20 protein-coding genes are annotated in these 25,797 nt (G+C 48.6%); 11 read left to right on the forward strand and 9 right to left on the reverse strand.

Translation table 11 applies throughout. The annotated features are described in order from the left end of the window. Positions 1-132 precede the first annotated feature (132 nt). Positions 133-894 (reverse strand): alpha/beta hydrolase, encoded by a 762-nt coding sequence (locus ACFO4U_RS11925; protein WP_078146027.1) that lies wholly within the window; start codon positions 892-894, stop codon positions 133-135. Positions 895-1,267: 373 nt separating this feature from the next. Between ACFO4U_RS11925 and ACFO4U_RS11930 the strand changes: the two genes are divergently transcribed. From ACFO4U_RS11930 to guaC, 7 genes are all read left to right on the forward strand, one after another. Further along, a complete protein-coding gene (locus ACFO4U_RS11930; RefSeq protein WP_215244226.1) occupies positions 1,268-4,774 on the forward strand; it encodes a lamin tail domain-containing protein in 3,507 nt (1,168 codons plus the stop codon). A 100-nt stretch (positions 4,775-4,874) separates the two neighbouring features. Next, a complete protein-coding gene (locus ACFO4U_RS11935; protein ID WP_078146025.1) occupies positions 4,875-6,077 on the forward strand; it encodes an NAD(P)/FAD-dependent oxidoreductase in 1,203 nt (400 codons plus the stop codon). 48 nt (positions 6,078-6,125) lie between these two features. Further along, the gene (locus tag ACFO4U_RS11940) at positions 6,126-6,779 is read left to right on the forward strand and encodes a hypothetical protein (RefSeq protein ID WP_215244225.1); all 654 of its coding nucleotides are present in this window, start codon (positions 6,126-6,128) and stop codon (positions 6,777-6,779) included. 123 nt (positions 6,780-6,902) lie between these two features. After that, complete coding sequence (locus tag ACFO4U_RS11945; RefSeq protein WP_078146023.1) at positions 6,903-8,912, forward strand: catalase; 2,010 nt, start codon at positions 6,903-6,905, stop codon at positions 8,910-8,912. A gap of 162 nt (positions 8,913-9,074) precedes the next feature. Then, complete coding sequence (locus ACFO4U_RS11950; protein ID WP_215244308.1) at positions 9,075-10,259, forward strand: MFS transporter; 1,185 nt, start codon at positions 9,075-9,077, stop codon at positions 10,257-10,259. A 112-nt stretch (positions 10,260-10,371) separates the two neighbouring features. After that, entirely contained in the window at positions 10,372-12,432 is a 2,061-nt protein-coding gene (locus ACFO4U_RS11955; RefSeq protein ID WP_215244224.1) for a PAS domain S-box protein, read from the forward strand. Positions 12,433-12,632: 200 nt separating this feature from the next. Further along, positions 12,633-13,616, forward strand: coding sequence for a GMP reductase (gene guaC, locus ACFO4U_RS11960; protein ID WP_031424215.1), 984 nt, complete (start codon positions 12,633-12,635; stop codon positions 13,614-13,616). 22 nt (positions 13,617-13,638) lie between these two features. Here the strand turns inward: guaC and ACFO4U_RS11965 are convergent, their stop codons facing one another. The 5 genes from ACFO4U_RS11965 to ACFO4U_RS11985 all read right to left on the reverse strand — a co-directional run bounded on the left by ACFO4U_RS11965 (position 13,639) and on the right by ACFO4U_RS11985 (position 19,974). After that, the gene (locus ACFO4U_RS11965) at positions 13,639-14,073 is read right to left on the reverse strand and encodes a GNAT family N-acetyltransferase (RefSeq protein WP_215244223.1); all 435 of its coding nucleotides are present in this window, start codon (positions 14,071-14,073) and stop codon (positions 13,639-13,641) included. Next, complete coding sequence (locus ACFO4U_RS11970) at positions 14,070-14,927, reverse strand: MBL fold metallo-hydrolase (protein ID WP_215244222.1); 858 nt, start codon at positions 14,925-14,927, stop codon at positions 14,070-14,072. The genes ACFO4U_RS11965 and ACFO4U_RS11970 overlap by 4 nt, the downstream gene beginning before the upstream one ends. After that, on the reverse strand, positions 14,915-15,670 hold the full coding sequence (locus ACFO4U_RS11975) for a P-loop NTPase family protein (protein ID WP_074035148.1): 756 nt from the start codon (positions 15,668-15,670) through the stop codon (positions 14,915-14,917). Before ACFO4U_RS11975 ends, ACFO4U_RS11970 begins: the two co-directional genes overlap by 13 nt. A 2-nt stretch (positions 15,671-15,672) precedes the next feature. Beyond that, entirely contained in the window at positions 15,673-18,843 is a 3,171-nt protein-coding gene (locus ACFO4U_RS11980; protein ID WP_215244221.1) for an EAL domain-containing protein, read from the reverse strand. A gap of 138 nt (positions 18,844-18,981) precedes the next feature. Next, entirely contained in the window at positions 18,982-19,974 is a 993-nt protein-coding gene (locus ACFO4U_RS11985; RefSeq protein ID WP_214731243.1) for an LLM class flavin-dependent oxidoreductase, read from the reverse strand. Positions 19,975-20,235: 261 nt separating this feature from the next. Between ACFO4U_RS11985 and ACFO4U_RS11990 the strand changes: the two genes are divergently transcribed. Both ACFO4U_RS11990 and ACFO4U_RS11995 read left to right on the forward strand, forming a co-directional pair. Further along, positions 20,236-21,609 (forward strand): YjiH family protein, encoded by a 1,374-nt coding sequence (locus ACFO4U_RS11990; RefSeq protein WP_078146016.1) that lies wholly within the window; start codon positions 20,236-20,238, stop codon positions 21,607-21,609. Between the two features lie 73 nt (positions 21,610-21,682). Continuing rightward, complete coding sequence (locus ACFO4U_RS11995; RefSeq protein ID WP_214688974.1) at positions 21,683-22,333, forward strand: C39 family peptidase; 651 nt, start codon at positions 21,683-21,685, stop codon at positions 22,331-22,333. Here the strand turns inward: ACFO4U_RS11995 and ACFO4U_RS12000 are convergent. After that, positions 22,299-23,123 (reverse strand): hypothetical protein, encoded by an 825-nt coding sequence (locus ACFO4U_RS12000; protein WP_215244220.1) that lies wholly within the window; start codon positions 23,121-23,123, stop codon positions 22,299-22,301. The two genes, ACFO4U_RS11995 and ACFO4U_RS12000, sit on opposite strands and share 35 nt — an antisense overlap. A gap of 92 nt (positions 23,124-23,215) precedes the next feature. Here ACFO4U_RS12000 and rluF point away from each other — a divergent pair, with 92 nt between their 5' ends. Then, the gene (gene rluF, locus ACFO4U_RS12005; RefSeq protein ID WP_015880301.1) at positions 23,216-23,926 is read left to right on the forward strand and encodes a 23S rRNA pseudouridine(2604) synthase RluF; all 711 of its coding nucleotides are present in this window, start codon (positions 23,216-23,218) and stop codon (positions 23,924-23,926) included. A 28-nt stretch (positions 23,927-23,954) separates the two neighbouring features. Here the strand turns inward: rluF and ACFO4U_RS12010 are convergent, their stop codons facing one another. Continuing rightward, positions 23,955-24,395 (reverse strand): hypothetical protein, encoded by a 441-nt coding sequence (locus ACFO4U_RS12010; protein WP_214691386.1) that lies wholly within the window; start codon positions 24,393-24,395, stop codon positions 23,955-23,957. 197 nt (positions 24,396-24,592) lie between these two features. Between ACFO4U_RS12010 and ACFO4U_RS12015 the strand changes: the two genes are divergently transcribed. Then, positions 24,593-24,919, forward strand: coding sequence for a hypothetical protein (locus ACFO4U_RS12015; protein ID WP_047795765.1), 327 nt, complete (start codon positions 24,593-24,595; stop codon positions 24,917-24,919). Positions 24,920-24,953: 34 nt separating this feature from the next. On the opposite strand, the gene ACFO4U_RS12020 is transcribed toward ACFO4U_RS12015, so the two are convergent. Then, positions 24,954-25,703, reverse strand: a complete 750-nt coding sequence (locus ACFO4U_RS12020) for an SDR family NAD(P)-dependent oxidoreductase (protein ID WP_047795764.1) — start codon at positions 25,701-25,703, stop codon at positions 24,954-24,956. Positions 25,704-25,797: the final 94 nt, after the last annotated feature.

The raw sequence follows: 25,797 nt of genomic DNA on the forward strand, positions 1-25,797 counted from the left end.
TTCTGTTTGTTTCGTTTGGCTGAACAACGTCTCCATACGGCACCGTGCCTCCTACAATAAGGTATGATTCACATCTACCATAGCACTAGTGCAAGCGTTTGCAAAGAATCAGCCCACAAAAAAATGCAGTTTTTACACTGCATTTTGATGGCGCGCCCCAACCTGTTCACAGAAGGTCGTGATCAGCTTCGACAAATGCTTCCAATCATGGTCCATCGTCGCGACGTGATACGAGTTTGGTAGCACCGCGTATTCTTTTGTTCCTTGTAACTGCTCAAACAACCAGATGGAGTCGGAAGGCGGCACCACGTTGTCGACAGCAGAATGGATGACATACGCCGGCACATCAACTGCTCCGACGTGCGGTCGCACCTCGTCAATCAGCGAAAGCAATTCACGAATCGCTCTTGTAGGCACACGGTCATAGACAATCTCATATACGTCTTTTGCCAAGATGTCGGGCGCATCTTCGTCGATAAATCGACACTCGGTATCCGACGCATGACACGCATATCCTGGTACCGATAACGCGGCATTGATTGTCACAATCGCATCCGCCTTCCCTTCAAGGGCAGCCTTGAGTGCCAACGTTCCGCCCATTGACTGACCGACGACGATGACCGTCTGACACGACTCGCGCAACCGCTCGATTCCTTTCGTCACACTTTTATACCAACATCGATGCGTCGAACATCGAAAGTCTTCTGGATGTGTCCCATGCCCTTTCAAGCGCGGGGCATAGACCGTGAACCCTTGCTTCATCAACTCAATTCCGACGTCCTGTACACTTTGAGGTGTCCCGTTAAAGCCGTGACAAAGCAAAATACCGATCTCGTTTCCTTCATAATAAAATGCGCCTGCTCCAGGAATGACTGGGTAATTGACTGCTTTCATTAGTGCCTCCTTTAATTCCAACTTAACCGATACAATTAATTCGTATTAGAAGAGTGTAAAAGTTCTTAAGCTACTCGTCAAGTTCTTCCGATTACATTTATCTTGTAATCAAAATGTAATCATAACTTCGTGTTTAGTGGATTGAGTTCTGACGTCTGCTTGGTTATGTTTAACATGTAGTAAAAAAACTTGGGAAATGAACGTGTTATTTTTGACAATACACGAATAATTTTTCAAGGGATTCGTCACAAGAAAAGTAATGTAAGCGCTATCATGTCGTTTTTTTGAAAAAGGAGGATATAAATTCACTTATTTATAACGACGCAAGTTGGGGAAATCGGATTAGACCATTACATCTAAGGGAGACTTACACATGGGGAAACCAACACAATCATTTAAGGCAGTCACTGGCCTCGCCTTATCAGCAGGACTCATCGTCAGCAGTATGACGCCGATTGCGGCAAACGTAAACGCCGAGACGTTGAACGCATCAGATCTCTTCATTTCCGAGTACGTAGAAGGATCGAGCAACAATAAAGCAATCGAGTTATTCAATGGAACGAACGCGACAATCGACCTTTCCGCTTACAAAATTGAACTGTATTCAAACGGAGGTACGACTGCCGGAAATACATTGAATTTGACGGGCACCCTCGCACCAGGAGCGACATATGTCATTGTGAACGGCAGTGCGTCGGACACTTTGAAAGCAAAATCGGATACGACGAGCGCCGTGACGAACTTCAACGGGGATGACACGATCGTCTTGAAAAAAGGAGACACGGTTCTTGATGTCTTCGGTCAACTCGGCTTCGACCCAGGAACAAAATGGGGAACGACCGTTGCGACTGCTGACCAATCGCTCATTCGTAAAGACACGGTCACAAAGGGAGACAGTGATGGCAGTGATGCCTTCGACCCGGCTGTCGAATGGTCATCGACACCACAAGACACGTTCGACAATCTCGGGTTACATACGTTCCAAGGCGTTGAATACGGAGATGGCGATACAACAGAACCTCCTGCACCGATCACACCGATTTCAATTGCTGATGCACGAACAAAGGCAGAAAATGAAACGGTCACCGTAAAAGGAATCGTCACGGCTAAATTAGCGAACACCATCTCGATCCAAGACGCGACAGGTGGTCTGTCTATCCGCCCGACGTCTCTTGCCGTCAACGTCGGGGACGAGGTCGTTGTCACAGGGGTCGTCGGTTCGTACCGTGAGCTTCTTCAATTGAACAGCGCTGTCGTTGTTTCAAAACAAGCAGCAACACTTCCTACTGCCCAAGTCTTGACAGGGGAACAAATCAACGAGGACGTCGAATCCGAACTCGTTACCGTCAAAAATGTCACACTCACAGGTAGCGGTCAGAACTTGACGGCGACGGACGGAACGAAGGAGTTCGTCGTTCGCGACGAGCGAGGCATCCTTGATTTACAGACGGATGTGAACTATTCATCGATCACAGGAATCGTTCAACAGTTTGACGATACGTACCAAATCATCCCTCGTGACCCGGCGGACACGGTTATCGATACGTCCGTTCTTCGGCCGGCTGTCGCGAAACCAGGTGCCGGTACATTCGTTGGTCCACAAGACGTGACGCTCTCGACAACGACAGCAGACGCAGAGATTTTCTATACACTCGACGGCTCTGATCCAAAAGAGAATGGGCTTCGTTACGAAAACCCAATCCGCATTGAAAACTCGACGACGTTGAAAACGGTCGTGAAAACAGGCGACTCGTTCAGCGCCGTCTCAACATTCTCTTATAAGATCACAGACAAGATTCGCATTCACGACATCCAAGGTGCGAACCATACGACTCCGATGAACGGACAGACGGTTGAAGGTGTCGAAGGAATCGTCACGTCTACGTTCGTCTCAAGTGGAACGACCTATTACTTCATCCAAACGCCTGATTCGGAAGCCGATGACGATGCACGGACATCTGAAGGGATTGTCCTTTACGGCGGACGTTCGATTGCTGGCATTCAAGTCGGGGACCTCGTAAAAGTGAACGGAAAAGTGAGCGAGTACGCAATCGAAGGATATAGTGATCGCCAACAGACGGATATGAAGATGACACAAATCGATACGCGTAACGGAAAAGTTGAAGTCGTCGCGAGCGGCGTGACACTTCCGACTCCAATTACGATTGATGCCTCAAACCTTCCGACTGAGTTTATCGACAGCGATAACCTCGCCGTCTTCAACCCGGAGAAGGATGCCATCGACTTCTGGGAGAGCCTTGAAGGGATGCGCGTTCAAACGAACAACTTGAAATCGGTTGGACCACAAGAATATGGTGACTTAGTCACAGTTCTCGAAGATACGCCAACAGAGACATATAATGGCGGTGTCTTATTGAAAAAGAACGACGCGAACCCAGAACGCATTCAGTTCCGTCTCGAACCAAATGCAGAAGCTCGTGACTTCGATGTCGCGACGGGCGACCGTTTCAACGGACCGATCGTCGGTGTCGTCGGCTATTCATTCGGTAACTATAAGATTCAAGCCTCACTTGAAGACATGAAAGCTTCATTCGTCAAAGGAGATGCGCAGCGTGAGAAGACATTCATCGAGGCAGAAGAAGATCAATTAACAATTGCATCGTATAACTTAGAGAACTTCTCGAACAACATCAAAGAAACATCAGATGAAAAGGCACTCAAACTGGCGAAAGCGTTCGTCAACGAATTGAACAGCCCTGACATCATCGGTGTGACGGAAGTACAGGACAACGATGGACAGGATAAAGGGGCAGGTTCTGCCGCTGACCAGAGCTATCAGCGCTTAATCGATAACATTGTCGCTGTCGGTGGGAAGACATATAAATACGTCAACATCGACCCAGAGAACAACCAAGACGGTGGTGCACCGGATGCCAACATCCGTGTCGGCTTCTTGTACGATCCTGAGCGCGTGTCATTGACGGAGGGAATGCCTGCCGGTGACGCGACGACGGCCGTCGGATATGCTGACGGGAAATTGACGCACAATCCGGGACGTATCGATCCGACGAACGAAGCGTTCGATCGTTCACGTAAACCGTTAGCTGCTCAATTCGACTTCCAAGGCGAGAACGTCATCGTGATCGCGAACCACTGGAACTCAAAAGGTGGTGACACCGGCTTCTTCGGGTCACAACAACCGGTCGTACTCGGAAGTGAAGTGCAACGTAAGAAAATCGCACAAGTCGTCCACAACTTCGTCGCAGACGTGAAGACGAAGAATCCAGAAGCGAATGTTGTAGCACTTGGTGACTTCAACGATTTCGAATTCTCGGATGCGCTCCAAATCTTTAAAGGTGACTTGATGACGAACATGGTCGAGAAAGTTCCTGCTGTCGACCGCTACTCGTATGTGTATCAAGGGAACTCACAAGTACTCGATCATATCCTCGTCTCGAACCGCTTGGCCGCTTCTACGAAAATTGACATGATTCACGTCAACTCGGACTTCACTGAGATGTCAGGGCGTGCGAGTGACCATGATCCAGTACTTGCACAAATCGACTTCACACCGGAACCAGAAGTGGAATTGACGCGTTACACTGTAGAAAACCATAAAGCTGCTCGCCTCGTCCTTCAAGAGGATTACATCGGCGTGACAATCGGAAAAGGCACGAACTTTAAAAACGGTATCTTCGTTCGTGGCGTATACACGGAATTGACAGGAGAACCGTTGAAAAATGTCGTCGTTCAAGTGAAACCGAAAGAAGCCGGTGCCATCATCGACTTCAAAGGCGCGACGGTAAAAGAAGTAATCGTTGACGGGAAAAATCTTGCTGAGATTCGCGGGGCAAAAAACGTCCAACGCATCACATATACGAAAGGCGCTTCTCCTTCATCCATCATCATCAAGAAATAACATGTTGAACCGCAGACACATCGTCTGCGGTTTTTTGGTTTCACCTCTCTTGAAGCGGGGATAAAGAGGAAGATACTGAATATCATGGAGGATGAGACCGATGGAATTGTATAACGGAGATTTATATTGGCCAACGACCGAATCAGAGGACGTCGTGTTAGAAAGACCTGACAAAAAAGAGCATTACGACGTACTCGTCATCGGAGCCGGTATGTCCGGAACGTTGACGGCTTATACGTTACAACGAGATGGCGTCGATTTTGCGGTGCTCGATGGGCGAAAAGTCGGTACCGGAAGCACATCAGCAAATACCGGTTTAATTCAATATTCAAATGACATCATGTTACATGAACTCGCAGAAAAAATTGGAGAAGCGGCAGCGGTACGCTTCTATCAATTATGTCTCGACGCGGTCGAATCGCTCGACCAGGTGGCGAAAGATGTCGATGCATCCGATATATATATTCGACGGGACAGCCTTTGTTTTGCGAGTGAAGAGGACGATGTTGCCAAATTGCAACGTGAGTATGAGATGCTAGCCAAACACGGTTTTGATGTGGAGTGGTTGGATCGTGAAGCATTACGTGAACGCTTCCCATTTGAAAAACCGGCGGCCCTCATCACAAAAGGCGATGCCGAGGTCAATCCGCTCACGCTCAGTCGTCAAATCATTCGCCATTTATCGAAACAACACGTCCCGATTTTTGAAGAGACGTCGGTGGATGAGGTCGTGTCTGATGGTGATGGATGGATTGTGTTCACCTCGAACGGGACATTTAAAGCGAATAAAGTCATCTTTGCGACAGGTTATGGGCCAGCTCCCCTACTCGACTCCCATCGGATCGATTTGAATCGGTCATACGCCATCGCAACGAATCCAATCGCCGAATTCAGCGAATGGGAAGGACGCGCGCTCATTTGGGAGACGAAACGACCATATCTCTATTTGCGCACGACTCCGGACGGGCGGATTATCGCTGGCGGACTTGACGAAGACCAGGCCGAAACGCCGCACGATGAGGCGCTCATGAACGATCGGGCGGAACGAGTGAAAGAAAAAATCGCCGAGCTCTTCCCGATGTATGACCTAGAAGTCGACTATGCTTGGGTCGCCTTGTTTGGAGAGTCGGTGGACCAACTCCCGTTCATCGGGGAGCACCCGAATCGACCGAACTTGTTTTACTTGCTCGGATATGGGGGAAATGGGACCGTGTATAGCATGCTTGGCTCTCGTATTTTGAGTGCTCTCGTTCGTGGTCAGTCGCATCCCGATGCGGACCTCGTTCGTTTAGATCGAACGTAATCCCCGACATTTTGGGGATTGTTACATAATTGAAGGAGTGTTTTTGGATTGAAGAAAAAAAGAAAATCAAACAGGGTGTACCGACTACGTCGTCTTGCCGTATTCCTTGTCCCTCTCGGTTGCGCCTTCTGGTTTTGGCCACAGGAATCCGTCCCCACGACGCAGTTAAAGGCTGAACAAGCATCCATTTCCGAGGAAATATATACGATTGAAGAACGTACACCAATCGAACAAGACGGTGTCATTCGATATGAATACGACATCGTCGTACACGGGAACCCGAGTACGGATGAGCTTCAATCCGTCAGCCATGACGTCATCGATGACGTAAAACAGTCAGATCAGTTCCAGGCCGCCTTGTTACGATTTTATGATGATGCTGCCTATATCGGGACGGAACCGCCACTCGGTGAAGCCGTATTCGCTCCGGAAGGCGACTATGGACTCGCAGACTGGGTGGAACCCGGTCAAACAGACGACATGATATTCGGTTGGCAACTTCGAGAAAAAGAATGGACGACCAAATTGACCGATACAGAGATTCAAATTTGGAGGTCATGGCAAGATCAATATACGAAGCAGAATCCTGACGACCCCGATGCGAAAGCGAAAGTGACGCGCATCATTGCCACTGAATACGAACTCGACCCTAAAGTGGTACAACAAATCGTATTGAAACAGCATGTATGGGCCGCATTATAAATGTTTGTGTGAAATCTCTCTTTTTTGAAAAAGAGGGATTTTTTTATTGGCGTTAGGGAACACCGATACAGTAGGTCAAATGGTGACTTACGACGGTCAGTCATACTTAAGGGAGGCAATCACATGGGGAACAAGAAAGAAGAGCAGTTAAAACAACATACGATTGATAACGAACAACAAGCTGGCTTGACGACAAATCAAGGTCTGAAGATGGCGGAAGACGAATTCTCGCTGAAAGCAGGACGTCGTGGTCCGACATTGATCGAGGATTTCCATTTCCGCGAGAAGATGACCCATTTCGACCATGAGCGGATTCCGGAGCGGATCGTCCATGCGCGCGGCGTCGGGGCACACGGGGAGTTCCAAGTGTATGAACCGCTCGCCGAGTTCACAAAAGCGAACTTTTTGAATGACCCTTCGAAGACGACACCCGTATTCGTCCGTTTCTCGACTGTCCAAGGCTCACGCGGGTCCGCGGATACGGTCCGTGACGTCCGTGGTTTTGCGACGAAGTTCTATACAGACGAAGGGAACTACGATTTAGTCGGAAACAACATCCCAGTCTTCTTTATCCAAGATGCCATCAAGTTCCCGGACCTCGTCCACGCTGTGAAGCCTGAGCCACATACGGAAGTGCCGCAAGGGGGAAGCGCGCACGATACGTTCTGGGATTTTGTCGGACAAAACCATGAAACGGCTCACATGGTCATGTGGGCGATGAGTGACCGGGGGATTCCACGTAGTCTACGCATGATGGAAGGGTTCGGGGTGCATACATTCCGTCTTGTAAATGCGGAAGGAAAAGCTCATTTCGTCAAGTTTCATTGGAAACCAAAGCTCGGGGTTCATTCACAAGTATGGGACGAAGCCCAAAAAGCAGTCGGGAAAAATGCTGACTTCCACCGTGTCGACCTTTATGAAGCAATCAATAAAGGCGACTATCCTGAATGGGAGCTCGGCCTGCAGCTGATCCCGGAAGAAGACGAGTTCAACTATGACTTCGACATCTTAGACCCAACCAAACTGTGGCCGGAAGAAGAGATTCCAGTGAAACTCGTCGGAAAGATGACACTCAACCGGAACGTCGACAACTTCTTCGCGGAAACCGAACAAGTCGCCTTCCACCCGGGTCATCTCGTCCCAGGAATCGACTTCTCGAACGATCCGCTCTTGCAAGGTCGTCTGTTCTCGTATACGGACACCCAACTGTCGCGTCTCGGTGGACCAAACTTCCACCAGATCCCAATCAACAAGCCCGTTTGTCCGTTCCACAACAACCAGCGGGACGGGATGCATCAAATGGCCGTTCACAAAGGTCAGACGAGCTACCATAAAAATGCGCTCAACAATAATCAGCCGGAACCTGTACCAGCCGATCAAGGTGGATTTGAGCACTATCAAGAGAAAATCGATGGTCATAAGATTCGGGGACGTAGTGACAGCTTCCTTGATTTCTATTCACAGGCGAAGCTCTTCTATAACAGCATGACCGATGTCGAAAAACAACACATCCAAGATGCCTGCAGTTTTGAGCTCGGAAAATGTGAGTCGGACATGGTGAAAGAGAACGCCGTCGATTTATTGAACCGCATCGATCGTCATCTCGCTGAAGTCGTCGCCGACAACTTAGGAGTACATGTGCCCGAAGAGAATAATGAGGTCCAGTCAGATAAGACGTCCCCTGCTCTCTCGATGGCGAACACAATCAAAAAGCCCGATACGAAGAGCGTCGCCCTTCTCCTTGCCGGTGACGTGGATGCGAATCAGGTGAAACAGTGGGTGCAGACGCTCGCCGATCACAACGTCAACTACAGCCTTGTCGGCAAGAAGGCGTATATGCTTGGTGACCTGAAGGTGAAGGAGACGTACGATACGGTCGACTCGAGCCTTTTCGATGCCGCCTTCTTAGTGAGTGCCGCGACGACTGTCGAGGATGATGTGCTCGAATTTATCGAGAACACGTACAAGCACTATAAGCCGCTCGCCCTACACGTACACCATAAAGAGGCACTCGCCACATGTCGCGTGAAGCAAGACCAGCCTGGTGTCTTCACGTTTGACGAGCATAACCTCGATGGATTCAATGCGTTCATCGATGGGATTGCGACTGCCCGATTCTGGGACCGTGCCTAACGATGTCACTTGACTCGACTCGATTCCCGAGTCGAGTTTTTTCATGTCTGTCATTCACTGCATGCAGTGCATCATCTCGGACAATCCTAATTTGATTTGGTATACTCTTTTAGTTATGTTTATTAACTATTCGAATTTGAAGAAAAGGAGGCGTCACGTATGATGCAACAACCTATTCAAAAACTTTGGACGAGAGACTTTTTAATCATCTCGCTCATCAACTTCTTCCTGACGCTCATCTTTTTCTTATTGATGGTCACCATCGGGGTGCATGCCGTCGAGTCGTACGGGGCGACCACGAGTCAAGCAGGACTCGTCACTGGCATCTTCATTATCGGGACGCTGACCGGGCGCTTGTTCATCGGTCGACTGATTGATTCGATCGGTCGGAAGAAGACGCTTTATATCGGGCTCGTCTTTTTCACCGCCACGATTTTATTGTACTTCGTCCATTGGGGTGTCGGTTTCTTATTACTGACACGGTTCGTACACGGACTCGGGATGGGATTATCGAGTACGGCAACTGGAACCATCGTCGCGCAAGTCATTCCCGCGACTCGAAAAGGTGAAGGGATCGGTTACTACAGCATGAGTTCTACTCTGGCGACAGCCATCGGGCCCTTCGTCGGATTACTTCTCAGCCAACACACGAGCTTCACCGTCATCTTCGCTCTTTGCTTTGTGATCGGGGTCATCAGTTTGGCGAGCACGTTCTTTGTGAATGTGCCTGAGGTCAACGCACCTGAAGTCGTACGTGGATTCTCTTTAAAATCGTTCGTCGAACCAAAAGCGCTACCGATCGCCTTGATTATCGGGATGGCCGCACTAAGCTACTCGAGTGTCTTGTCCTATATCAACTTCTACGCGAGTGAACTCGACTTGATCGAGGCGGCGAGCATCTTCTTCCTCGTCTATTCGGTCGCAGTCCTATTATCACGACCGATCACAGGAAAGTTGATGGACGCGCGTGGAGCAAACGTCGTCATGTATCCGGCAATCGCCATCTTCGCGATTGGACTGCTCGTGCTCAGCCAGGCGAACAGCGGTTGGATGCTTCTACTTGCCGGTGCGTTAATCGGATTAGGTTTCGGGAATATCCAATCCGGGACCCAGGCAATCGCCGTAAAGGCCTCTCCACCCCACCGAATGGGGATGGCGACATCGACCTTCTTCATCGCACTTGATGCCGGTCTAGGGTTCGGTCCCTATTTCATCGGGTTGTTGATTCCATTGACGGGCTTCTCGACACTTTATTTGAGTCTTTCAGGCGTCGTTCTCTTTACCATTTTCTTGTATTACGTCATGAACGGACGGAACGAACAAAAACAACTGAACGAAGCTGCTTGACGGGGTGGACGTACATCCCGTCTTTTTTTGAAAGTTCACACATTTGGTCGAATGATGCGGTAAGATAAAAATGACGTGTAAAAAATAGAATGAACGAAATGAGGGAGACGAGATGAAAGTTGACCAAACACTTCAATCCAACGCATCGATTTTACTACGGACGTTCGATAAAATTTCAGACTATGTGTTCTTTATGGAAGTCGATGGTTCAGCATATCGCTACGTCTTCGTAAATGAGCCTGGGAAACGGGCCATCAATTGGTCGGATGCGGATGTCGGCAAGACCATCGATGAGTTGGTCCCGACCGAGACCGCTACACTTATTACGCAGTATTACGATGAAGCGATTCGTACAAAAAAGAGTGTCGTCTACGAAGACTACCGTCTTGCTGACTCCTTTTATACGGATACGGTCGAGGCGGATGATGTATTGACGCTCCCCCTTCATTATTTCGAGTCAGAAGTGACTCCGATTTTCAATGATGAGGGGCGCTGTACCCATATCGTCTCCGTCGTTCGTGAAGTGACGGAACGGAAGCGTCGCGAACTCGAATTGTCGATCTTAAAAGATCATCACGAGTCGCTACGACGGTATTCTCCACATGGCATCTTTGTACTCGACCATCATTTGAACATCAAATCCGTCAACCCGGCCGTCACGGTCATCACGGGTCATACGGAACAGGATATGCTTCACCAGCCGTTCCTACACTGGCTTCCCGAGAGTGAGCGGTCTCGGGTCAGGAAAGGGTTACAATTCACGCTGTCTGGGATTCCACACAAGTACTCCATTTATGCTGAACATCAATCCGGGGAACGACTCGACTTAACCGTCCTCAACATTCCAATCGAGGTCGGCGGTAACATTACCGGCCTGTTTGCGATCATCATCGATTTGACGCCAGAGAAAAATGCCGAGCGTGCCACGGTCGAAAGCGAACGTCGTTACCGTCAGTTGATTGAAACCATTCCGGAAGGCATCATTGTGCATCAGGAAGGACAGATTATATATGCGAACGCGATGGCACTCGCCACAATCGGAGAAACCTATCTAGAGAGTGAATCGATTTTTTCATTCATCGCAGAAGAGTATCATCAGTCCACCCGTCAACGACTTGCCTCTCTCGAACTCGGAGGCCCCGTCCAAGACACGGAAATGGTCATCATGACACCGAGTGGAGACAAGCTCCAGATGGATATCAGTAGCCTTCTCATCGATTATGAGGGCGAAACGGCCGTCTTAACGATTTTGCGTGATGTCACGGAGAAACGTGAAATGGAACAAGCGTTAAGACAGAGTGAGTTACAATATCGATTGATCACAGAAAACATGAGTGATCTCGTCTGCATACTAGAACGGGATGGTACTGTTCGTTATGCGTCCCCTTCTCACCGTACCGTACTCGGTTTTGCGGCCGGATATTACGAAGGGAAGAATACGCTCGACTATATCCATCCGGACGACATCCAGATCGTCCGGGAGCAGTTGAAAGAAATGAAGGAAGAAGACATCTCCTTGACCCTTGAGTTTCGTCATTTCCATGCTGACCAGCGCTGGATTTGGCTCGAAACGAAAATTCAGGCCATCTATGATGAATCCGGACTTCTCCTACACTATTTGACGGTCAGCCGAGAAATCATGCAGCGAAAAGCACTAGAGAAGCAACTGAAGCATTTGGCGTATCACGACACGCTGACCGATTTACCGAACCGTCGTTTCTTCCTCGCTTACCTCGAGGAAGCGATCGATCGAACCGAATTCGAGCAAGGTGAATTGGCCGTCCTCGCTCTTGACGTTGACCGATTCAAACAAATCAACGACACGTTCGGTCATGATGTGGGCGATGAGCTCTTGCGACAACTCGCTCGTCGATTGACATCCGTGCTTCGCAAACAAGATATGATTGCCAGACTTGGCGGTGATGAGTTTGCCGTTCTCATTCGCTTCAACGATCCCTGTGCCCTACATCGGGTTGCAGAGAAAATCATTCAAGCACTACAGCGCCCATGGGAAATCGATCAACATACGTTCATTACGACTTCAAGTGTCGGGGGTGCTCGATTTGTAAAAGGGTTGTCGACCAAACAGTTACTAAAACGTGCCGACCTCGCTCTCTATGAAGCCAAAGCAGGTGGACGAAATCAATATGCACTCGCAAAGGACCACCAATAAGTGGTCCTTTTTTCACGTGAAACATCGAAAATAAATCATAAATCCGAACATTAAACATCAATACATTCAATTTTATTCATTTTTAAGATAAATTGATTGAGTTATCCTTTGACTTTAAACTCTATTCACGTTATATTACCGAATGGGCGAAGTTTTTTTATTGTTCAATACGTTAATGTTCGTGAATAGGGGTGCGATATATGGATAAAGTATTTGATTACGAAGATATTCAATTAATTCCTGCAAAATGTATTGTCGACAGTCGTTCGGAATGTGACCCGACCGTCGAGCTTGGTGGCTTCACGTTCCGATTACCGGTCGTTCCGGCTAACATGCAGACGATTATCGATGAAAAGGTCGCATTGATGCTGGCCAAGAACGGATATTTTTACATCATGCATCGCTTCAATCCAGAGACGCGCCTGGCGTTTATCCAAGACATGCATGAGCGTGGTTTGTATGCATCCATCAGTGTCGGCGTGAAGGAAGAAGAGTATGGGTTTATCGAAATGCTCAAATCGACCGGTCATACGCCAGAATTTATTACAATCGATATCGCTCACGGTCATTCGAATGCGGTCATCCGAATGATTCAGCATATCAAACACCATCTTCCTGGATCATTCGTCATCGCGGGGAACGTCGGGACACCAGAGGCCGTTCGCGAATTAGAGCATGCCGGAGCGGATGCGACGAAGGTTGGAATCGGTCCTGGTAAAGTGTGTATCACGAAAATCAAAACAGGTTTTGGTACCGGGGGCTGGCAATTGGCTGCACTTCGCTGGTGTGCCAAAGCAGCGACGAAACCGATTATCGCGGATGGGGGCATCCGTACTCACGGTGACATCGCCAAATCGATTCGCTTCGGCGCTTCGATGGTCATGATTGGTTCATTGTTCGCAGGACACGATGAATCACCGGGGGAAACGTTCGAGCAAGACGGGAAACAATTGAAAGAGTATTTCGGTTCTGCTTCTGAGTTCCAAAAGGGTGAGCGAAAGAACGTCGAGGGGAAAAAGATGTTTGTCGAACACAAAGGGGCACTACAAGATACATTGACCGAGATGGAGCAAGACCTCCAATCGGCGATTTCTTACGCGGGTGGTGACAGTCTCGAGGCATTGCGCACCGTAGACTACGTCATGGTGAAAAATTCAATCTTCAATGGGGATAAAGTGTATTAAAAAGGCGACCTCGTGTCGCCTTTTATAATTGCTTCATCATCATATAGTAATCCGATCCCGGCGGATAGTCCGGTAGCACACCTATTACCGTGTAACTGAATCGCTCATAAAACGGTTTCGCTTGAAACGAGAACGTCGTCAATTTCACACGCGTCGCACCGAGCGACTTCGCTAACGCCTCCCCTTCTCCAAGCAATTGGCTACCGATGCCCTGACCATGAAAGTCTGCATCGACCCAAAGGCGATCCAAATCGAACCATCCCCAATACACACTCCCATATAAGCCGGCGATCACCCGTCCTTCTTGCTCCACTTTCAACTGAATGGTCGGCACGTGCGCCTCGCGAATGTCACGATGGTAAATCGAACGAACGTTGTTATACTCACGTAATTGAGTGGTCAAAAACTGTTGGAACGTCTCGTCTTCCTCGTGAATCCGCGTGATAGTGTAAGTCATCTTCCCACCGTCCCGTTCACAAAAAACGTAATCAACTCGTTCTCTTCCTCGGTGATCTCCCGATTGACGAGTGAAGCATACGACTGCGTGATTTCATCAATATTTCCTGGGAAATTATTCGAAATGGTGGCGATTCGTCTTAATGCAAGGCAATCTTCTGCGAAGGATTCACGACTCACCATCTCACCGTGTGACCAGACAATCTGTTTAGCATCAAACGATTCCAATACATTCAACAACCGCAGGGTTTCTTCCGGAGTCATTCGCCATGTCGGAGAATAGATGTCTGCGTATAACGCGTCTCCTAAAAATAATACCCGTTCTTCTACGACGTAAAGGACAACCGCATCTTTTGCGTGGTCTCCTCCGACATGTCGTAACACGACGTGAACGCCACCGAGGTCGAGTGTCAGCGATTCTTGAAACGTCAGCGTAGGTAATACTATTTTGATATCGCGCGCGTCTCCATATTCTTCACGGATTGCTTCCGCGCAAAATGCGATTTCAATCCCTTCCGCCACCCGCTCATCGAGAGAGACATCATCCCAAGCATATGGGACAAGTTTTTCCATCCCCTGTTTGGTCGCTTCACTCGCAATGGAGACCATTCCTTCAAGTGCAGGTAAACCGAAGATGTGATCCCAATGCCAATGCGTCAATGCGACCATCGACGGCGCACGTAGGCCTTGTTTTTCTAGCTGTTCTAAAAACAACGAGGCGTGCGAAACGGAATTGCCCGCATCGATGAGCAGCGTATGCGTATCGCCGATAACGGCACCGAGAATTGGTCGATCGGTACGGTCAACGGGTGTCATATACCAAAAACGTTCCGAATGTTTGATTAAGGTTTGCATGTACGAATCGACTCCTCCTCTAATAAATTCGTTAATTCTTCGAATGAATGCCGATTATCATTTTGAATCCGAGCGTGGCGAAGAGGTAATTGTTTCAACAGTTCAAGCTCACGTCGTTGGCGTTCCACTAAAATCTCAATCGTTCCGGCCATACCCTTATGCGCATGGTTCACACCATAGGTGCCGCTCGTATAATACTCGACAAAACCGCTTTGCCATCCCATCGGTCGTTCATCATATACAATCGGAAAGATGCGTGCAACGTCATCCAATGCCAAATAAACGACCATCGGATCAATCGGCTTCAGAATGTCTGCGACCTCTTGAACGTATGCTTCCACGTCCGCTAACGGAACATCTTGGGCAACCATTCCAATGGTGAAAGGATTTTGGAGCAACGCACATTCAAAGATGACGTCCTCTTCCTCCCTATCTAACTTTTGAACATAACGCCGCCAGCGTTCGCACATGATTCGTGTGTGAAGGGCGAAAGGTAACTCGTAGACGTCTGTTCCGATCCGTTCTTCATCACCATCATAACGGACGAGCCACCCTTTTTCGATTTCATCGAGAATGCGACCGGTTGATGGTTTGTCCTCGACCCAATAGACATCATGCATATCCACGGGGTGTGACGCATCTACTTCCGAATAGAACTTGCCATTCCGTTTATCTCGCAGCCTCTCGGCAAATGTAGACTTTCCGCTTCCTGGCAATCCTTCAATCAGCCATAATCTCCCCATACTTAAATCCCCTTGTCATCTGAGTATCCACCATATTGGAACCACTGGTCTCCTCCATTGTTCTTTGCAATATACATCGCTGCATCTGCTTGTTGAAGAATCGAATCGACGGTGTCGGTCGACTTGACTAGGGTGACGCCAACACTTGCCGTAAGATGAATGACTTCACCATTCGACGCGTCTATTCCCTGGGAAATAACTTCATTGAGCTGTTCAATCCCACTCAGTGGACCCGTTTGCACCAACATGAATTCATCGTCTGAAAAACGGTACACTTGACCACCAACATGCTGGACGAATTCATTTAATCGTTGTGCGATTTCAATTAACACTTCATCCCCTATCATGTGCCCGTACTGATCGTTGATTCTTTTAAAATCGTCTAGATTGACCAGTGTCACTGTAATCGATGGCGTCCGGTGCATCTTTTTGTATAAATCGGTCGTGAGCTTATGACGATTATACAGTTTTGTCAGTTGATCTTGTTTTGCGATTCGAATCATCTCGCGTTGTTTCCGTTCCTTTCGAATCCCATTCTCCATCCATCGTGCAAGCAACCGTACCGTTCCAGTCAACTCTTGCAACGTTTCCTCATCAAGATGATCATTCAAGTTGCCTTGCTCCGCGAGAAGAACGACCCAGCCAAACACTTGATGCTCATGCGTCAAAGGAAAACTGACAAACCTCGTGAATTCGATACCATCTACAATCAGATCACCTTCCTGAAGCGTTTGCGCGCCGACCGTTGTCAGTTGATGTAGGGAATGCAGTTCTTCTTCCCCCCAAGTCAAACGAGAGACCCCATGCTCTACTAGAAGACGATGCGAAGGCTCAATCGAGAAGATGACCCCGTGGGAGTAACCGACCCATTCCAATAAAATTTCTTGAACCCGGGCCAATTGATCTTGGAACGGTACACGCAATGCCGTCGCTTCATACAATGCTTCGATTGATTGTTGTCGCGTGATTTGTCTTCTCGAGACTTCCGTGTGCTCGATCTCTGTCATGACCCAATGCGTAAACGATTCGAGCGCCTTCAAGTTTTCTTCTGAGAACGTTCTCGCCTGCCCATCCACTACGCAAAGTGTGCCGATGACGTGACCTTGCTTCGTCCGCAACGGTACACCTGCATAAAATCCGATTCGGTCAATCCAAGGACTGTCACTTTCAATCGCTGCTGCCGCAACATCTTCAATCACCAGCGGAGACTCTGATGTGACAACCCGATTACATAACGTCCATTCCCGTTTGAGGTGAGCGGATTCGAGCTCGATACCGACACACGATTTGAACCACTGTTGGTCTGTCGTCATGATCGAAATGAATGCGATTGGCATCTGAAAGGTTTGTGCGACCAATCGGGAGATCCGGTCAAATCGTTCCTCTTGTGGCGTATTTAAAATTTCCAATCGTAATATCGCTTTGAGTCGTTGCAATTCACGCTCATCTAGAGAAGGATGCAACAACTGCGCAGGCTGCTCGATCTTCGATAACATCATCTGATGGGAATACAAGATTCCGAGCGCCTCTTCTAAATCCGCGAGCGGCATCGGACGACTGAAGAAATACCCTTGAATCTCATCGCAGCCGAGCTGACGTAAGATCCGATATTGTTCTTCCGTCTCCACACCTTCAGCCGTCACCTCTAACTCTAGCTTTTTGGCCAACGAGACAATCAGTTTGACGATTTCATACTCTTTCATGCCGCTCTCCTGATCGAGTTGCGCGACGAACGACCGGTCGATCTTGATTCCATCAATCTCGAACAACTTCAAATAATTCAACGAGGAATAACTGACCCCAAAGTCATCAATCAACAGTCGAAATCCTTGTTGTTTGAGCGATTCGACCGTTTTGATCGCCGCTACCGGTTCATGCATCAACGTGTGCTCGGTCACCTCAAACTCAAATTGTTCTGGCACAAGACCATACGATGCAATGATCGCAACCAGTTCATTCATATGGTGTTCATGAAATAAATTCGGTGAGACATTCACAGCCACGCGGCGCCCTTCAAACTGCTCAGGTTGTGACGACACATCCTGACATACCCGATTCATGACGAATCGTGTCACGTCTTCGATCAAGAGTGACTGTTCAGCCACACGAATGAACGTTTCAGGTGAAATGAATCCGAGAACAGGACTCTCCCAGCGAATGAGCGCCTCAAAATGAATCGCACCGTCCATCGACACTTTCGGTTGATACACCATGTATAACTCATCTAGCTTCAACGCTTTGACCAGTTCCGTTTCGATCATCATCTCATCGATGTAACGCTGCACGTATTCATCGTGTTCATATAAACGAATCGTTTGATTTCCCGTCTGACGCGCTTCCAACAGAGCCGTGGAGGCGTTCATGATGACACGGTCGGCATCCGCTGTACCGGCACCAATCCCGATACAACTCGATAACGGGAATTCGGCCTCCGCCACTTGATACGAATGATCTGCAATCACGTCAAGCAAATGCTCGGCGTACATGTATGCCAACCGGATTGGAGTATGAGGTAACACCGCGATAAAGTCTTCACCGTCTACTCGACCGATAATTGAACCTTTCGGAAGCGTATTCGCCAATTGACGTGTGATGTCTTTAATCAACTGATTCGAGCGCTCCACACCTTGAAGCGACATCATCATCTTGAAACGGTTGATGTGAAGGCGCATGACGCTCGTCTCTTCGGTGTCATGTTGCTCGAACAACTGGTCGAGCTCCAATTTGACTTTCATCAGATTTGGCATACCGGTCAAATAGTCCATATGCTCGATACTCTTTAACAACTTGATCTCCGCCTCCTCGGATAAATCAGTTGTCAAACCGAGTACATAACGAACGAGTCCATCCTCATCTTCAATCGGTACAAGCATAGAAGAAGCGAATCGGGCCGTATTGGAGTCGATGTTCATTTGCGACATGAAGTAGACCGGCTCCCCTGTCTCAACGACCGCATCATAATGTTCAATCAATTCCTCGACCACTTCCGAGCGATACATCTCATGTAAATACCGCCCTTCTACATCACTTGGAAGCGAAGAGGCCACCTTCCCCTGTTCGCTCACATTTACGTAACGATAGCCTGCTTCTGTCACTTCCATTAGAAATACCATTCGATACAAGCGTGTGAACAGCTCGAATAGATAATATGGGTCGCCTTTCATCCGTTGCATCGTATCCCTCCACCCGTTCCTTTTTCTTATAGTGTAGTTGGTTTCGCTCAAACTATGGAGAAAACCTTTGAAAAAATGGGGAAACGTTTTTCTCTTATAAAAAAACACCCTCTCATACTTGAGAAGGTGCTCTTCAGGTTAAAGCAATTCATTCGCCAAGAGACGATAGACGTTCAGGCGATCTTCCTGCTTATGCTGGATGCTACAAATCATCGCCTCATCGAAACCGTAGCGTTCCGACTCATCCCGTAACTGTTCCGCAATTTGTTTCGGTGTCCCTACGAGGTGGATGGCTCGGTTGTTGGCGATATGAATTTTATCGACCTCCGTGAGCGGATAATCATGAGCTGCTTCTGGACTCAACAACTGTCTCAATTGACCACGCATCAAGAAGAGACGCGACAGATCAGAAGGTCGGGCCAAATATTCGGCCTCTTCTTCCGTCTCTGCCGTCGTGACCAAATACGTGACGCTGATGTCCGGTTTCTCCATGAAATCAGACGGCGTGAAATGGTGACGGTATGTGTCGAGCGTATCGGCACTCAATTGTCCGTTAAAGAACTGGGCAAACGAATAGCCGAGCCCCATCCGTCCGGCCTGCACGGCGCTGTTCCCACTCGAACCGAGTAACCAGGCTTCTGGAAGGCTGACACCAGTCGGAGCAGCCGGTGTATTTTTATACCATCTTTCCTCCGGTGCCTCACCTTTAATCAATTGAAGTGTCGTATCGAGTTTCTCGTAAAGTCCATCCATCATCGGTTTCTGCCCTTGTGACATCGCATAGATCGCGTTCGCATCACCGCCTGGCGCACGTCCGACACCAAAGTCGATCCGTCCTGGAGCGAGCGCGCTGAGCGTCTTGAATACCTCTGCCATCTTGAGTGGCGAGTAGTGCATCATCATGATGCCGCCGGACCCGAGACGAATCTTGTTCGTCTTAGCTGCCAGATAAGCCGTGATGACCTCTGGAGCCGAGCTGGCGAACGACATGCCACCATGATGCTCCGCCATCCACATACGGTAATATCCTAACTCTTCTGCGACTTGTGCGAGCTCGACCGCGCTGTTCAGCGCATGTTCTCCTGTATGACCCGACGTGACCGGCGCCTGGTCTAACACACTCAATCTCATCATGCATTCTCCTATCTCTATAATGAAGTTTCTAAATATCTTGAATTTGTTGGACTCGCCGTCATCATACTAAATGGTTTGATTGAATACGAATGTTTTGCCTAGTATTTAACCTTGTATTTTTCAGAAAATTTCCGCATGTTGTTGATAGCACCTGGTCATATTTTTTATACTAAGAAAGAAATACGTTTCAATAACGGCTGGATGTGTAATGGGGATACATAGACAGCACAAACACTTCGGGGAAATGGGGAATGCATCATGAATGGTTCATCAACACCAGACGGAAAGAAACCTTCTTTTTCGAGTCGAGACTTCTTTAAGTTCTTGATTCCATCACTCATCGGGATCATGTTTTTCATCGTACCAATCTCATCAGAGGAAGGCTTCACGATTCCAGTCGCCTTCTTATCCAATCTGCTGATTGACTGGATTGGGGATTTCGTCCCGACACTCGCCGTCATCATGATGGGGATTTCGATTGTCGGCTCATTATTACTCTTTACGGCACGTCCTGCTTTTATGATGGAGCGACCATCCATCAACGCACTGTTTAGCGTGACACCGTTTTGGTTCGTCATGCGCGTGATCGGTTTCATCGCCGGGGTCATGACGCTACTCACACTCGGACCAGAGATGATCACGTCAGAATTTACAGGGGGCTTATTGCTCTTTGATTTGATTCCAATCTTATTTGCGACATTCTTCTTTGCCGGTATGTTGTTACCGCTCTTATTGAACTTTGGACTTCTCGAGTTCGTCGGGACGTTCTTGATGAAGATCATGCGTCCGCTCTTCCGCTTGCCAGGGCGCGCCTCACTTGACTCGCTCGCCTCATGGGTCGGGGATGCGACGATCGGGATTCTACTGACGACAAAACAGTACGAGGAAGGCTATTACACGAAACGGGAAGCGTCGATCATTGCGACGACATTCTCCGTCGTCTCCATCACCTTCACCATCGTCGTCTTACAGTATGTCGAACTCGACCAATACTTCTTGCCTTACTACGGGGCCATCGTCTTATCCGGACTAGTCGCCGCTCTCATCATGCCACGGATTTATCCATTATCTAAAAAGGCAGACACGGCTTATGAGAAGACGGAGCTCAAACCGGAAGAAGAAGTACCCGCGAACGTGTCACTCGGTAAGTGGGCGTTAATTCAGGCGTTACAAAAGTCACGTTCGAGTAAAAGTTTCCTCGAGACGCTCAAAGACGGCTTCAAGAACGTGCTCGATATGTGGATCGGCGTCCTCCCTGTCGTCATGGCAGTCGGGACGATTGCGGTCATCATCGCAGAATATACGCCGTTCTTCACTATCCTCGGAAAGCCATTCGAACCGATTTTGATGCTCCTTCAAGTGCCTGAGGCATCGGAAGCCGCTCAAACGATGGTCGTCGGTTTCGCCGACATGTTCTTGCCGGCCGTTCTCGGAAGCGGCATCGAGAGTGAATTGACGCGTTTTGTCATCGCTACGTTGTCGGTTACCCAGCTCATCTATATGTCAGAAGTCGGGGGCTTGTTGCTCGGTTCAAAACTACCGATCTCATTCCTCGACCTCGTCTTGATTTTCTTGTTACGTACCTTCATCACCCTTCCGATCATCGTCGGCATCGCACATCTTGTGTTTTAACGAAAACGACGCCCTTTCTCTTTTATGAGATGGGGCGTCCTTTGTATACTAAAAGAAAAGGAGGGAGACCGAGATGGAGCACCCATTTGCAGGACAACTCGAGGTTGCGAACAACGGCTATGCCGGGATCATCGACCCGGAAGCTTATGTGAACGATCGTTATCACGGACGCTGGACATTAAAGCGCTCTGTACAGATTGAAGGCGTGCCCGTCTTGCTCCAACGTCAGTTCGAGAACGGCAAGAATAACTGTACGTTGACGTCGATCACCGCCATCTTCCGTTTCTATCGAGATCATGGGTATGCGAATATCCCAGATGATGTGACACAGATCCAAGAAGATGTGCGCGAGATCGCCTTCAGGCACCATTTCAAAGACGAGAAAGGGACACCGCCGACACAAATCGCCACCATCATCACGAAACTGTGGAAGCGATACGGGTACGACGGTCGAGGCAGTTCCCGCTATCTTTGGAAATGGTCGACGTTTGAGCGTGAGCTGAAAGCAGGACGCCCGTTTGTGTTGAATATGGCGAACGGCTTTTATAAAAATCATTCCGTCACGGGAGTCGGCTACTTGCAGTTTGAAAAACGGGGGTTCCCGGACGTCATCTTGTTAGCCGTGCTCGATAATCGTTCGAAGGACGTGCGCTACATCGACTTCAACGAATTCAACTTTTGGGGAAGCATCACACGCGTCCATTCGCCAGCCACTCGTCCATAATCGTGTCAATCGCTTCTCCGATTTTTAAAAGGTGCTCGCGCTTCGCGTATGACCCGTAATGTAGCCCGTTTGAATCACGGCCATTCCCGAGCCCAACGAACACTTCTGAAGGCTTCATATGGAGGCCGATCATCGGGATACCCGAATCATGGCGTCCGATTTCATAGGTGACGGCGGGATATGCAGACAGTCTTCCGATTGTTGAAAAACCGTTCAAGGCACGACAGTTATCCCGTCCGAGCACGATGATACGGATCGGTTTGATGTACGCAATCGTCCGCTCCAACAGTTCGATTGAGGTCGGATGTTCCATCCAGTGGCGCCCCGTCCTCATCTTCCCCATCTGTTCATATGTCGCAAACTTGAAAAAATCAACGTGGATGACAGCTGCCGGATGATCATAGAACGAACGCCCCATCCCGTTGAGGAGTGCCTCGAGTTTGGCGCCATCCGGTTTCCCGAACCAGTTCGTCGTCGCGCGATTCGACTCGAAATAGACCGATGCCCGTTCGAGCGTTTGTTGCAGCGCCTCTTCATTTCCGAGGTAATCGTCAAACGAGAGTATGTTCCGCCAATAGAACTTTTGGTGTTGCCCCGTTCTCGGTGTCCCGTCACGATGTAAAAACTCGCCGCGAGACGGATTCGTCCCGATGGTCAGCCATTGATCCGGACCAGGTCGACCGTACCAAAGGACAGGTGATGCCTCTTGAATCAATTCTTTCCCGAACGTTGTGTCGCACAGTGCTTGTTGAAATCGGATTGCGTCTTGTAACAGTCGTACTGCCTCCATGTCATCCCTCCTCTCCCGTTCGTTTCCCGCTTTCGAGAGTTTATAAAATGCGTTATAGTGAGAGGACGAAGCCAAACAAAGGACGTGTACACATGCGCATCAATAAATTCATCAGTGAATCAGGCAAGGCGTCCCGTCGCCAAGCCGACCGTCTCGTCGAAGAGGGACGCGTCACCATCAATGGGAAAAAAGCAAAAATCGGCGACCAAGTCAAACCGGGCGATGAAGTCCTCGTCAACGGTTCTGTCGCACGGGTTGCCCGAAACAACGTCTACATCGCCGTCCATAAGCCGGTCGGGATCACGAGTACGACAGAAAAAAAAGTAAAAGGGAACTTGGTCGACATGGTCAACCACCCGCTCCGCATCTTCAACATCGGTCGTCTTGATAAAGACTCGGAAGGTCTCATCCTCATGACGAATGACGGCGATATCGTCAACGAGATTCTCCGTGCAGAAGGCGAGCACGAGAAAGAATACATCGTCTCGGTTGATAAGCCAATCACACCAGAGTTCGTCGAGCAGATGGAAGCCGGTGTCAAAATCCTTGGTCAGAAGACACTTCCGTGTAAAGTCCGTCCGCTTTCAAAGTTCGATTTCAACATTACCCTCACGCAAGGACTCAACCGCCAAATCCGTCGGATGTGTGAGGCGCTCGGATACGAAGTATTCCGCCTCCAACGTGTTCGTGTCATGAACATCACGCTCGGGAAACTGCCGCCTGGACAATGGCGCGATCTTTCGAAAAAAGAGCGTGAGCAGCTGTTCCGCGAATTGAATTACGAACCGAAAGAATGGTACTAAAAAGCAGCCTGAGTCGTCTCAGGCTGCTTTATTCTGGTCGAAGTGATGAGACATGGTCGGTCTCACGACGAATGAAACGTTTGAGTTGAGCGCTCAAGTCGTCGAGCTGTCCCATCGTCGTCCTCATTCTAAATTTCATATGAACATGGTCAAATGAGTCAAACTGCCATTCATCATGAATGAAAATATCGATTTGGATGGTCCCAATCCGGTCAATCAACGTGAAAGTTAGATTGACTTGCAAATCATCCGAACCCTCTTCTTCATCGACTAGTCTCCATGTGATCGGTTCTTTGCCCCACGCTTGATTGAATTGATCGATCTTTTGATAAAGATCCCCAAGACTCGCATCATCTAAATAAATCAACTGATTGCTGGCGCAGGCAGAAGACCGAAGTTGAAGCTGAACTTGATAAAACAGCTCCGTTTCATCCATCCAAATCCGTTCTATCTCAAACTGAGTGTCCATCTCACTATACCAACTTTCATAGTTAACTAAATAATATCAATTTCCTTTTTCGGCTCATTTGGCACTGTTCTACACTTGTCATCTCACTCTTTCATGTCGACTATATCATGTCAATTTGATGAATCACTTAAACTCTTTACACAAAACGGGAATATAAATAATACAGATGATTTTAAAATGAAAAGAGGTGAATCCTCATGAATGGTGCAATCTTTCCACATACTTCAATCGGAAAATGGTCTATTCTCTTGATTGCCTTGTTCCTTGCCATGTATGTACCGTTTCTTCTGCTCAATCAATTTGATACAATCTTCCACTCGACGCTTTGGAGCGACAATACTGCAAACATGCTTCGACTCAGCTATATGACCACATTCTCTATCCTCGGGCTAGGAGCGTTTGTGACCGGATGGTGGGCAATTTTGAAGCAGAAAGAGTATGCTGTGCTCGTCTTTTTTGCAGCTGTGCTTAGTTCAGGTCTAGTCATACTACTCGTGATGGAGTTAATCGGAATCTTAGAGTAATTAAAAAAGTAGGGCCTCCATAGAGACCCTACTTTTACTTCGCCGTCACGCCACCATCTACCGGAAGTTCGATCCCGCTGATATGATTCGCTTCGTCTGACGCAAGGAACAGGACGGCTGCCGCCACCTCATCCGCTTGTCCGAGATTCGGCAAAGCGATTTGATTCAAGAAATGTTGTTTATAGTCTGGATGCTCCATATGTGGCGCACTCATCGGTGTCACGATGTACCCTGGATGCACCGAGTTGACCCGAATGTTTTGCTTCCCGTAATCGACTGCCGCTGCTTTCGTGAGAGAACGGACCGCACCTTTCGAGGCCGTATAGGCACCGGCACCCGCCATACCGGTCAATGCAGAGATGGAGGAGATGTTGACGATTGATCCTCCCCCATTCTCCGTCATGAGCGGAATCGCGTACTGTGTCCCTAACATGACCCCATCGATGTTGATGCGATATGTGCGTGCCCAGTCCTCTTCTGTCTGTTCCAAGAAAGGTTTTGCAAGTGCGATTCCAGCGTTATTGACGAGAATATCTAATTTGCCACATGTCGCTTCCACTTCCGCGAATACATCCTCCCAGCTCGAGCGTGATGTCACGTCATGTTTCACCGCGATGGCTTCCCCACCTTGTGCACGAATCGACTCGACTACATTGTTTACTCCTTGTTCATTGATGTCTGTCGCGACGACTGTTGCCCCTTCTTTGGCGAATAGACGTGCCGTTGACTCTCCCATACCGCTTCCTGCCCCTGTGATGACCGCTACTTTCCCCTGTAAACGCATTGTCCCAGCTCCATTCATTAAATTATGATAGTCTAACTATCATAATAATAATTGGATGTGACATTAATCTCAACGAAACTGCTTGAAGACGATA

It is taken from the genome of Exiguobacterium profundum, from assembly GCF_042652865.1.
In the GTDB taxonomy this organism is placed as follows: Bacteria; Bacillota; Bacilli; order Exiguobacteriales; family Exiguobacteriaceae; genus Exiguobacterium; species Exiguobacterium profundum.

Bases quoted from the DNA above. Each gene is read 5' to 3' on its own strand.
- ACFO4U_RS11950 (WP_215244308.1), top strand. From the start codon at position 9,075: ATGCAACAACCTATTCAAAAACTTTGGACGAGAGACTTTTTAATCATC.
- ACFO4U_RS11995 (WP_214688974.1), top strand. From the start codon at position 21,683: ATGGAGCACCCATTTGCAGGACAACTCGAGGTTGCGAACAACGGCTAT.
- ACFO4U_RS11965 (WP_215244223.1), bottom strand. From the start codon at position 14,073: ATGACTTACACTATCACGCGGATTCACGAGGAAGACGAGACGTTCCAA.
- ACFO4U_RS11970 (WP_215244222.1), bottom strand. From the start codon at position 14,927: ATGCAAACCTTAATCAAACATTCGGAACGTTTTTGGTATATGACACCC.
- ACFO4U_RS11930 (WP_215244226.1), top strand. From the start codon at position 1,268: ATGGGGAAACCAACACAATCATTTAAGGCAGTCACTGGCCTCGCCTTA.
- guaC (WP_031424215.1), top strand. From the start codon at position 12,633: ATGGATAAAGTATTTGATTACGAAGATATTCAATTAATTCCTGCAAAA.
- ACFO4U_RS12010 (WP_214691386.1), bottom strand. From the start codon at position 24,395: ATGGACACTCAGTTTGAGATAGAACGGATTTGGATGGATGAAACGGAG.
- ACFO4U_RS12000 (WP_215244220.1), bottom strand. From the start codon at position 23,123: ATGGAGGCAGTACGACTGTTACAAGACGCAATCCGATTTCAACAAGCA.
- ACFO4U_RS11975 (WP_074035148.1), bottom strand. From the start codon at position 15,670: ATGGGGAGATTATGGCTGATTGAAGGATTGCCAGGAAGCGGAAAGTCT.
- ACFO4U_RS12020 (WP_047795764.1), bottom strand. From the start codon at position 25,703: ATGCGTTTACAGGGGAAAGTAGCGGTCATCACAGGGGCAGGAAGCGGT.
- ACFO4U_RS11925 (WP_078146027.1), bottom strand. From the start codon at position 894: ATGAAAGCAGTCAATTACCCAGTCATTCCTGGAGCAGGCGCATTTTAT.
- ACFO4U_RS11990 (WP_078146016.1), top strand. From the start codon at position 20,236: ATGAATGGTTCATCAACACCAGACGGAAAGAAACCTTCTTTTTCGAGT.
- ACFO4U_RS11935 (WP_078146025.1), top strand. From the start codon at position 4,875: ATGGAATTGTATAACGGAGATTTATATTGGCCAACGACCGAATCAGAG.
- rluF (WP_015880301.1), top strand. From the start codon at position 23,216: ATGCGCATCAATAAATTCATCAGTGAATCAGGCAAGGCGTCCCGTCGC.
- ACFO4U_RS11985 (WP_214731243.1), bottom strand. From the start codon at position 19,974: ATGAGATTGAGTGTGTTAGACCAGGCGCCGGTCACGTCGGGTCATACA.
- ACFO4U_RS11955 (WP_215244224.1), top strand. From the start codon at position 10,372: ATGAAAGTTGACCAAACACTTCAATCCAACGCATCGATTTTACTACGG.
- ACFO4U_RS11945 (WP_078146023.1), top strand. From the start codon at position 6,903: ATGGGGAACAAGAAAGAAGAGCAGTTAAAACAACATACGATTGATAAC.
- ACFO4U_RS11980 (WP_215244221.1), bottom strand. From the start codon at position 18,843: ATGCAACGGATGAAAGGCGACCCATATTATCTATTCGAGCTGTTCACA.
- ACFO4U_RS12015 (WP_047795765.1), top strand. From the start codon at position 24,593: ATGAATGGTGCAATCTTTCCACATACTTCAATCGGAAAATGGTCTATT.